The organism is Campylobacter jejuni (genome assembly GCF_049221745.1).
Classification (GTDB): Bacteria; Campylobacterota; Campylobacteria; order Campylobacterales; family Campylobacteraceae; genus Campylobacter_D; species Campylobacter_D jejuni_E.
In genome coordinates this window covers 168,916-178,115 of the sequence record NZ_JBMJAO010000002.1, presented here as the reverse complement: position 1 = coordinate 178,115, position 9,200 = coordinate 168,916, and the positions used below count along the sequence as shown (strand labels likewise).

Here is a 9,200-nt window from a genome sequence, read left to right as displayed (position 1 = left end):
TAATTATCTTTGGTAATATCAAAAAAGATAATACTTAGTTTAATTTAGTTTACTCTCCTACTTGTTAAAAATTTCATCCTGATAATTTTAAAATTATTGGGATGGATGTTTAAGGTTGTTAAACTCTTTTTAGATTGCAATCATTCTTTTAAATTATTTCAAAAACTCGGTTAAGATTAATAATGTAATTATTTTAAATTATTTTAAGACAATTAAAAAGAAGTAAAAAAAATGAAAAAAGCTAAAAGAAGTATAACTGGTTGCGAAGGGGAGATTTGAATAATATAGATATATTACCTATATTTACATATAATTATTTTATATATTTTTACAAAGTCAATAGATAGGTCAATAACTTTTTAAAATATAAAAATAGGTTTTTCTTTCTTTTCTATTTTTTCATTTAATATATCTGCAGTTTCAAAATTATACCATATTGTTGGATTGATTGCATCTTTTGCTAGTTCCAAAGCTTCACTTCCATTTCCACCTTCATTATCAAAATCATCGCTTTGCTCATTTATCATATCAGGAGTATCTGCTGTAATGCTTTGAACAACATCATAAATTTTACTCGCGCCGCTTAGCAAATTTCCAATAATATTTAAAGTTGATTCAAAAGTTGACATTTCTTGTGCTGCTTGTGCTGTATTTTTTGTAAAATCTGCAGCTAAATTCCAATTATTAGCACCCCAAGCACCTAAAAAATTAACCAAACCCCAAACAGCATTAAGAATTGAAAATAATTTATTTCCAGTAAGTGAACCCACGGCTAAACCTAAGCTAATTCCTAGTGTGATACCCGCAGCTACATTCTCACTCACTCCTATCAATGTTCCTAGCCATGCACCTTGTCCGCCAATCCACCAAGTAGCTACAGCCAAAATAATAGTAACAATAGGTGCCAAAAAGCTTAAAATTCCTTTGCTTGATTTTTCGTATACATAAAGATAATAAAAACTATCCCATAATGCAAACCATCTATCTCTACGCCCATAAGGCAAATTTGAACTTTTTCTATATAACGGATATACGCTTGGCGTAACACTTGTATCTTTTTTTCCAAAGCTTTGATTATTGAGGTAAGAATAAGCAACATAAGGCTCTTCATAACAAACTAAATTAAACCCATTATAAAAACATAAAGGAGTTGCATATTTGCATTTATAATTTTCTTTTATTGAGTTAAATACTTCAAAAAAAGATATCTTTTTGCTTGTTAAAGTATAATATATTTTACTCGGATCACTCTCTCTAGTTTTTTGTGCTTTCTCATATACATTATAGGTTATTTCTACTTTTTCGATTCTAAATATATTTTTATTTAATTCTTTAAAATCATTATAAAATTTTTCAACATCAATGCATAATTTTTTATAAGGTTTTCCAAAAGTTGGTTTAAATTCAACATTTTCTACTTTAATTTCTGGTATTTTAATATCATCAATACTAGGATATATCCATTCATTATTTTTTTGGATGGTTTGAGAAAAAATAACTACTTCTATATCATTTATAAGCATTTCATAATTTATATTTTCCAATGCCTTATTTAATATATCTTTGAAATTTATTTTTTCATCAATATAAAAAAATCCTTTTCCATTATATTTCCAAGCTTTTTCTTTTTCAAATAAAAGAGCTAAATTATTTGGAAAACCATAATAATACTGCATACTTCCTAAATTATAATTAGTTCTTATTTCGCAAATATCATGATATATTCCATTTTCACTACTAGGATCTCCCTGATAAGGTTTGTATGGATCTTGCCCTACGAAAAATTGGTTAAGTCCTAAATCATTATAGTTTTCCTTATTATAAGGTGCAGTGCTAGAACTTTTAATGTTATATTTTTTCACTATATACGAATTTTTAAATAGCGGATGGTTTATATTTTGAATTTGACTTCTACCTTTTCTTACAAGTTGTTTATGTAAAAGCTCAACATATTTATTTACACCTATCATAGCATAGGTAAACCATTGTTTATATACTTCTTGTGTATCCAATTCTCCTATGTTTGATGGATAAGCAGGCTTAAGAGTATAATTTCTCATAAGCCTTTTTTCATCTATAAGCATTATGAAGACTTTTCTATATTTTCTATCTTTTCTTTAACAAGCTTCATAATTTCTTGTGGTATATCAAGACCACCGGTACAATATCCAAATTGAACACTCTGTGTAACTTTTGCAGCTTCTATTCTTAAATTATCATCTATCTGTGAAGTTTGTCTAGCTATTAATGCAGGTTTTGCTTTTTCTGTTTCTGTTTGAGCTCTTAAAAGTAAAGCTTTTTCAGCGTTAAGCTCGTTTTCATCGCCTTGTAAAATCATGGATAAAGCTGTATTTTGACTTTGAGCCACTATGGTTTGTCCAACACTTACCAACGCTTGTGCCAAGCTTTGAAATTGTTGGTCATTTCTTATAACATTATCGTTTCCAAATTGTTCTAAAAGCTTTTTAAATTCTCCAAATGGAGATTTTTCTGCTAAACTCATTTCTAAAATTTGCGGATAAATTTCTTTAAATGCTTCAAGTCTTTTGTTGTAATCAACATTTGTATTACTCATTATTTAGCTCCTTTATTTTGCTTATCTGAATTTCACACTGTTTGTATTTGTAAAAAAGCATAGAATAAGCATTTAAAATATCTAGTTCATTTTTTGCCTTTGGCTTTTCAAGGGGGCTTAATGTTAGTAGTTCTTGCGGAATTCTTACTTTTTGAATTTCTATTTTGGTTACTACTTGTTGAGTTTGCATCCCACAACCTATCAACGACATCGTTAAAAAGCTTGGTAATATTATTTTCATTGCTTTTATAAATGTATTCTTTAACATATTGCACCCTTTCTTGTACTTGATTTTTTTGATTGTTTGCTTCATTTAAAGCCTTTAATTCTGTTTTATGAATTTGATTTAATTCTTTTAATTTTTCTTGATTATTTTCATTTATTTTTAAAGCCAAAGCTAAATTACTTTGACTTTTTTCTAATTTTGCTTGAGTGCTATCAAGTCTTAGATAAAAATACCCTGCTAAAATTGTCATAAGTACTAAAGTAATATAAAGTTTTTTATCTCCTAGGATATATGAAAATATAGAACTCATGCTAACTCATTTGTTATTTCTAATTTAATGTCTTCAAGATTTTTACCATACATCAAATCATAAAATTCTTTACAAGCTAGTCTGCTTTGACCGACACTTTCATTATTATTATCTTTAGTAAGCCCCAGCAAGATACAACCTTTTGTATCTTTATAAGTGTTTCCCCAATGGATTAAAATATGTCTTTCAAAATCCACATCATTATTATAAATATTTAAAACGCTATCATCTTCTTTTAATACAATAACTCCTGCAACTTCTTTTTTTCCTTTATCATTAAAACTAGAATTTATATGTCTTTTCAAATCATAAACTCCAGCAGGAATTCTTAAATTTTTACCACTTTCAAGTCCTTCTTCTTTTCTTTCCAAAGAAAAGCATTCAAAAAGAATTTTTTCTTCATCATCTAAAACCTTAAATTTCCCAATAACACAAGTTTTACCTGTGTATCTTCTATTAATTGTTATTTTCATTTTTTCTCCTTTTTTAATTTAAAGTTATCTCACTTCCATCTCTAATATTTAAAGTATAATCTCTTGCTATTGCATCGCTATAATATGAATTTGTAAAATTTAAGCTAAATAAAGGTTTTCCTATAGAAGAAACATAGGCTTCAATATTTAAATAACTTGAAAAATTTTGAGAATAACCTGTTGGTTTTGCAGCAATACCGATGATATTTTTTGGTAAAGGTTTATCAAAATCTAAAATGTATTCATAAGGTGTTAAAACCGCTAAGTTTGTTCCACAAATATAACCACCCGTAATTAAATCGTAATCGCCATAGTCAGCATTGATTGTAGAACTTATTCTTACTTCATATTCTTTTCCATCTATATCATATAAGCCTGTGGCTGATTTGTTTTCTTTGTCTATTTGAATATTTTTAGCATAAATAGCAGTTTTATTTTCCTTTATTAATCTAACATCACTTAAGCAAACAGATCCACCTCGTAAGGCTGTTTGTACTGTTAATCTAAGTCTATTTACTTCTGGTTCTTTGCTAAGCTCTACTTTAATCCACGAGGTAAAATCACTTACATAAATATCGTTTGGAGTTTTTGAATTGTCTATCCAAATAAATCCTTTTTTATAACCATTATTTGTTTGTGTTTGTTCTGGTGGAGGTGTGTTTGTGATATTGCAAAGCAAAGCATTTTTTTCTAAAGCATTTGAAACAATACTTAAAGTGTTATTTATGGTATTTCCTACTTGATGAAAACTTTCTTCAAGCAAGGGTTTAGAAACTTTTTCTAAGGTTTGCCTTAATTTTTCATCGCTAATTTTATCACCATCTTCGCCTTTATCGCCTTTTAAACTTTCTTTATTTTCTAAAACAACTTTTAATACAACTTCTTTTAAACTCTCTTCATTGATATTTGCATTGATATTAAGTTCTTCTAGCAAGGCTTCTAGTTTTTCTTTTAGCTCGCTTTCTTTTATATAATCATTTGATATATTTTCAATAGTTTCGTTAATTAATTTTTTAACATCTTCTAAACTCAAATTACCATTTTTATAACTTAAAACTAATTCTTGTAAACTACTTATAATTTGATTTAAACTTTCATTTTGAGTATTTATAACCTGTTCTAAACTCATCTTATCCCCTTTATTAAACATTTGATCTGATGAAATAAATTACAAGAGCAATAAAAAACAAAAATCTTAAATTTATTTATTTCTAAAGCTTGCATTGCTTCTTTTAAAACAAGATCAGCAAGTTTGTAATCTTTTCTTGATTTTGCTTTTTCACATAAAAAATCATGCACTACACAAGCACTAAAATACTCACTTTTAAAAGGTGGAAACAAAGACCAAAAAAGGCGTGGGATACTCGCTCCATCAGTTTTAAAGCCTTGTGGTACAATGCCTTTGTAATTTGGTAAAATAAACTCATAATCTTGTATCACTTCAAACCTGTCCTTATCGTATGGCTTTACACAAACCCTTTTTAATTCTGTTTTAGTCATTGTTTTCCTTTTTTTTAAAAATACTTCTTAATTCATCATTTCTTATTTGAGTAAGCTTAACAAGCCTTTCATCCATTCTCATAAGATCTGTTTCTATAGCTTCTAGCTTGTCATTGGTTTTTGAGCAATGTGTTTCTATAAATTTAACCAAACTATCGCTACTTGCTCTGGATACTGCAATTTGTTCCCTAATAAGAGCATTAGTATTTTTGGTTTCACTTATAAGTTCTTTTGTTCTTTCCCCAGCTTCTTTATGTAAAGTTTTATATAAATGCCATGCAATCCCAGCTAAGACAAAAACCATCAATCCTAATAATGCAGATCCACTTAAAGAACCGAGTATAGCACCTTCTTTTATTATATTTTCAGTACTCATTTTTCACTCTCCCATGCAATTAAATTTAATTCTTCTAAAGATGTGGCATTTTTCACTTTATTTCTTAGTTCATCATTTTTAAAAATAATACTTTCAGTATATTTAGCGATACCAACCCCAAATTCTAAAAATTCTTCTTTGTTAAATGTAATGATTTTATTATCTTTATCAATCCAAGCAATATTTTCCAAAGGAGTATTATTGAGATTTGCTAACATTATCTCGCTAACTTTTCCGCTAATATTAATTTTTGCTTCCGTGTCAATTTGAAATATAGTATTTTTAAAAGGCATAAACAAAAGCTTTTCTTCTTTTATAGCTTTTAGTTCTTCTAATTTTAATTCTTTTAACTCTTCTAATGCTTTTTCTTTAATCTCATAAGAAATAATATAAAGATTATTTTCTTCATCATAAGTTTGAATTTGGCGAAGTTCTTCAATTTTTTCATTAAAACTTGGGATTTCTTCTTCTTTAACTTTAGCAAAACCAAGCTCTTTTAAAAGCTTATCATCGCAAGCACTTAAAAAATAAGTATCTTGTGCATCAATTTCACCTTCTTCGTTTTGTATTTTTACATCTTTTAAAAAAATATCATCATATTTTAAACTTTTATTTTTTAAATCATAAAACATATTTACCCTTTCTTAATTCCAGTATAATGTTAAATTTGCTCTTGGGTTTAATCTATCCCCATCATTTAAGTTCCAACCAGCACTTGCATTTGCACTACCGCTTTGCCAAGAACTTAGTATTATTTGTAAGTTATTTATATTTCCAAAATTGAATTTTTTCTCTACTTTGATTTTTGCATTGGCAGTGTAATATTTACTTAAAGCATGTAGTGTTACTTTTGAATTAAAATTATTCCAAGTTATTTCTAAAGTATTTCCAGAAGTTTTATTAGACATATTTCCAGTCGTCCAAACTTCGCCTAACATAACCACTTCTTTATTATTAATATTTGATGGCAATACCACTGCTTGTTTATAAATCATGTCTAGCTTTAACATATAATTATAATTTGCAACCGAGCCTCCTAAAGATGGAGGTAAATTTAGTGCTATACCATTATTAGAAAGAAGGAGACAATTCATTTTAAGTCCTTACTAATCTTACATTATTCGAAGCTATGCAAAAATAAGCAAAAGTTTCAGTGCTACTAAATCCACTTTGAGCTATTCTAAATTTAAAAGGGGCATTAAAAGCTACTACATTTTGACAATTATTTATGGTTATTGTTCCGCTTTTTCCTACTCCTCCAAAATTAGCTATTCCTATGCTTGTTCCTGCATTTGCTGTTAAAATAAAATGTTGAGCTTGTCTTAAATCTAGATTTATACTGCCAGTTGTGCCAAGATTTTTAATTCCACCACCATAATCTACATACCATTTTCTAGTTAAGTGATTATCATTTGTTGGATCGATTGGAGAAGTTAATGCCTTATTAAAAATATTTGTGCCATTAAATATATTATCTCCATTTAAATTTGCTTTTGTATTTAAAGCGGTATCTACATAGATTTTATTTGTTAAATGGTTATCATTAGTTGGATCTACTTTTACTAAAATAGGATTAGCAAAAGTTTTATTTCCATTTATCTCTTCATCGCCATTTAAACTTACTTTTGTATCTATAAGTGCTTCTAAAGTTTTAATAGTTATATCTAATACTTTTTGTGTAATTAGCTTTTTATCTTTTTCATTTTGCTCTAACTCATTGTTTTTGTCCTCTAAGTTTTGATTAGCTTCTTCAAGTTCTTTTTCATTTTCCTCTTTTTTGTTAATTAATTCACCAGCAATCTCTTTTTCAAGCTCAGCAATTTGATTTTCAAGTTCTTCTTTTCTCTCTTCAAGTTCGCTTGTATCAGCAGGTGGTTCTTGACTTAAAGCCTCATCGATTTGATTTTTAATTTCCTTTAATTCCTCATTTTTTTGCTTTAATTCATCATTATTGTTTAAAGCTTCTTCAATTTGCTTTTTTATCTCTTCAAGCTCTTGTTCTTTATCTTTTATACCTTGCTCTATATTTGCAATTTCATCTTTAATTCCATCATCTTTACCATCATCTTTCTCATTAAGCAAAGAAAGAAGATATTCAACATTAGCCTTAACACCACTTATATCATAGATTCTTGCTTGATTGTCAATCTCATCTATGCACTCACCTTTTTTAGTTTCAAGCTCATTAAGTCCTTGTTCTTTTGTTTGGATTATTTCATTAAGGCTTTGCTCTTTTGTTTCATTTATTTTATTGAGTCCGTTTTCTTTTGCGCTCACAAGCTCATTTAAAAAATCTTGCTTATTCTCGTTTAAACTATGCAATTTTTCATTAAAAATAATACTAAACTCATTTTTCTTTGCTTGATAATTCGCATTAAAAATATGATTTAAGTTGTCAATCATAACTTTAGAAGTATCTACAAGAGTAGTAAATTCTTTCTTTTGAGTTTCAAAAACCTCTGTGACTTCATTTCTTTCATCACTTAAACCTTTGAGCATTTCTTCCATTTGTTTTATTGTTTCTTCAGCTAAAACTTTTAATTCTGTTTCATAAATTAACTTATCATTACCTAGTTCTTTTTTAGCAACTTCAGCTAACCTACCTAAATCTTCATTAGCTATCAAAGCTCTTTGATTAAACCTATCATAACTTTGCTCAAAATGTATTTTATACCCTTCACATTTTGCTGTAAGTTCATCAAATTTAACTAAAGCTTCATTTTTTACTTCATTTAATTTTTTTAATATTTCATTTTGTTTATCATTTAAAGAAGAGTAGATACTTTCAGACTGTGATTTTAAATCTCGTTCTAAATTTTCTATTTTACTTTTAAAATCTTTTATAATTTGGGAATAAGATGTTATATCATTTTCAAATTCTTTATATAAAGCTATAACTTCTCTTAAATCTTCTATATTTTGCTTGCTTTCTAAAAGTAGTTCATATGCACTAGCTATTTCTTTATATTTAACTCCAATATCAAATTTAATTTCTTCTAGCTTTTTAACACTATCTATCATTTCTTGATTTAATCTTTGGTTTTCAAAGAATATAGTGTTAATTTTATTTTTTATAATTTCGCTTGCTTCACTTACTACTAATTTTGCTTCATTTGCTAAATCTTTTACTTCTTTTTTAATACTTATTAATTCAGGTTTTATTTCTTTTAATTCATCAACATTTAAATGTAAGCTATCTACAATTTCTAAAGCATGATTAAGTTCACTTAAAATTTCATCTTTAATTTTTGTGTTCAAATCAAAATATTCTTTTACAAAATCTTTATTTTGTTTAATTTCATTAATATAATTATCTAAATTAAATTTTATTTCTTCATATTTCTGTATATCTTTTTTTAAATTCTCAAATTCTTCTGTATTATTTTCTAAAAAATCTTTAATGTTTTGTATTTCTTGTTTATTTAAAGAAAAATCTTCATACGCTTCTTTAATATAATCAAATTTTGCATTTACATTGTTGTATTTTTCACTTATATTTGAATATTTTTTATTAATATCATCATATTTGCTTAAAATATCATCATTTTTATCTACAATATCATTTTTAAATTTTAAACATTCATTTTTTAAAGATTCGCAAGCTTGTTTTAAGCCTACAACTTCATCAAGTCTTGTATTGTCTATTGCTTCTGAAATGCTGTTTATTCTAGCTAAAACTTGATTTATGATTTCAAGTTTTTCTCTACCTGTTTTTAATTCATTTAAGCTTGTTCCCATTT

11 protein-coding genes are annotated in these 9,200 nt (G+C 27.1%); all 11 read right to left on the bottom strand.

From position 1 onward, the window contains the following. Nucleotides 1–359: 359 nt before the first annotated feature. From ACOTU8_RS03540 to ACOTU8_RS03490, 11 genes are read right to left on the bottom strand one after another with little or no spacing between them, the layout of a single operon-like run. The gene (locus ACOTU8_RS03540; RefSeq protein WP_422341806.1) at nt 360–2,084 is read right to left on the bottom strand and encodes a hypothetical protein; all 1,725 of its coding nucleotides are present in this window, start codon (nt 2,082–2,084) and stop codon (nt 360–362) included. Next, nucleotides 2,084–2,575 carry a hypothetical protein gene (locus ACOTU8_RS03535; protein WP_002861686.1) on the bottom strand — a complete coding sequence of 164 codons (492 nt, stop codon included), beginning with the start codon at nt 2,573–2,575 and terminating at the stop codon, nt 2,084–2,086. The genes ACOTU8_RS03540 and ACOTU8_RS03535 overlap by 1 nt, the downstream gene beginning before the upstream one ends. Continuing rightward, nucleotides 2,568–2,765 (bottom strand): hypothetical protein, encoded by a 198-nt coding sequence (locus ACOTU8_RS03530; RefSeq protein WP_002796174.1) that lies wholly within the window; start codon nt 2,763–2,765, stop codon nt 2,568–2,570. Before ACOTU8_RS03530 ends, ACOTU8_RS03535 begins: the two co-directional genes overlap by 8 nt. Continuing rightward, complete coding sequence (locus ACOTU8_RS03525; RefSeq protein ID WP_422341805.1) at nt 2,683–3,111, bottom strand: hypothetical protein; 429 nt, start codon at nt 3,109–3,111, stop codon at nt 2,683–2,685. The genes ACOTU8_RS03530 and ACOTU8_RS03525 overlap by 83 nt, the downstream gene beginning before the upstream one ends. Then, nucleotides 3,108–3,584, bottom strand: a complete 477-nt coding sequence (locus ACOTU8_RS03520) for a DUF5675 family protein (RefSeq protein ID WP_052801400.1) — start codon at nt 3,582–3,584, stop codon at nt 3,108–3,110. The genes ACOTU8_RS03525 and ACOTU8_RS03520 overlap by 4 nt, the downstream gene beginning before the upstream one ends. A gap of 13 nt (nt 3,585–3,597) precedes the next feature. Further along, entirely contained in the window at nt 3,598–4,713 is a 1,116-nt protein-coding gene (locus ACOTU8_RS03515) for a hypothetical protein (RefSeq protein ID WP_422341804.1), read from the bottom strand. Beyond that, nucleotides 4,710–5,084 (bottom strand): DUF1353 domain-containing protein, encoded by a 375-nt coding sequence (locus tag ACOTU8_RS03510; RefSeq protein ID WP_011049932.1) that lies wholly within the window; start codon nt 5,082–5,084, stop codon nt 4,710–4,712. Before ACOTU8_RS03510 ends, ACOTU8_RS03515 begins: the two co-directional genes overlap by 4 nt. Then, the gene (locus ACOTU8_RS03505; RefSeq protein ID WP_044780579.1) at nt 5,077–5,460 is read right to left on the bottom strand and encodes a hypothetical protein; all 384 of its coding nucleotides are present in this window, start codon (nt 5,458–5,460) and stop codon (nt 5,077–5,079) included. Before ACOTU8_RS03505 ends, ACOTU8_RS03510 begins: the two co-directional genes overlap by 8 nt. Continuing rightward, on the bottom strand, nt 5,457–6,092 hold the full coding sequence (locus ACOTU8_RS03500) for a DUF4376 domain-containing protein (protein ID WP_002789149.1): 636 nt from the start codon (nt 6,090–6,092) through the stop codon (nt 5,457–5,459). The genes ACOTU8_RS03505 and ACOTU8_RS03500 overlap by 4 nt, the downstream gene beginning before the upstream one ends. A 12-nt stretch (nt 6,093–6,104) precedes the next feature. Further along, nucleotides 6,105–6,554 (bottom strand): hypothetical protein, encoded by a 450-nt coding sequence (locus ACOTU8_RS03495; RefSeq protein ID WP_002896804.1) that lies wholly within the window; start codon nt 6,552–6,554, stop codon nt 6,105–6,107. A 1-nt stretch (nt 6,555) separates the two neighbouring features. After that, nucleotides 6,556–9,198 carry a hypothetical protein gene (locus ACOTU8_RS03490; RefSeq protein WP_422341803.1) on the bottom strand — a complete coding sequence of 881 codons (2,643 nt, stop codon included), beginning with the start codon at nt 9,196–9,198 and terminating at the stop codon, nt 6,556–6,558. Nucleotides 9,199–9,200: the final 2 nt, after the last annotated feature.

Excerpts from the sequence above, each read along its gene's own strand:
- ACOTU8_RS03540 (WP_422341806.1), bottom strand. The coding sequence starts at position 2,084 with ATGCTTATAGATGAAAAAAGGCTTATGAGAAATTATACTCTTAAGCCT.
- ACOTU8_RS03535 (WP_002861686.1), bottom strand. The coding sequence starts at position 2,575 with ATGAGTAATACAAATGTTGATTACAACAAAAGACTTGAAGCATTTAAA.
- ACOTU8_RS03530 (WP_002796174.1), bottom strand. The coding sequence starts at position 2,765 with ATGCAAACTCAACAAGTAGTAACCAAAATAGAAATTCAAAAAGTAAGA.
- ACOTU8_RS03525 (WP_422341805.1), bottom strand. The coding sequence starts at position 3,111 with ATGAGTTCTATATTTTCATATATCCTAGGAGATAAAAAACTTTATATT.
- ACOTU8_RS03520 (WP_052801400.1), bottom strand. The coding sequence starts at position 3,584 with ATGAAAATAACAATTAATAGAAGATACACAGGTAAAACTTGTGTTATT.
- ACOTU8_RS03515 (WP_422341804.1), bottom strand. The coding sequence starts at position 4,713 with ATGAGTTTAGAACAGGTTATAAATACTCAAAATGAAAGTTTAAATCAA.
- ACOTU8_RS03510 (WP_011049932.1), bottom strand. The coding sequence starts at position 5,084 with ATGACTAAAACAGAATTAAAAAGGGTTTGTGTAAAGCCATACGATAAG.
- ACOTU8_RS03505 (WP_044780579.1), bottom strand. The coding sequence starts at position 5,460 with ATGAGTACTGAAAATATAATAAAAGAAGGTGCTATACTCGGTTCTTTA.
- ACOTU8_RS03500 (WP_002789149.1), bottom strand. The coding sequence starts at position 6,092 with ATGTTTTATGATTTAAAAAATAAAAGTTTAAAATATGATGATATTTTT.
- ACOTU8_RS03495 (WP_002896804.1), bottom strand. The coding sequence starts at position 6,554 with ATGAATTGTCTCCTTCTTTCTAATAATGGTATAGCACTAAATTTACCT.
- ACOTU8_RS03490 (WP_422341803.1), bottom strand. The coding sequence starts at position 9,198 with ATGGGAACAAGCTTAAATGAATTAAAAACAGGTAGAGAAAAACTTGAA.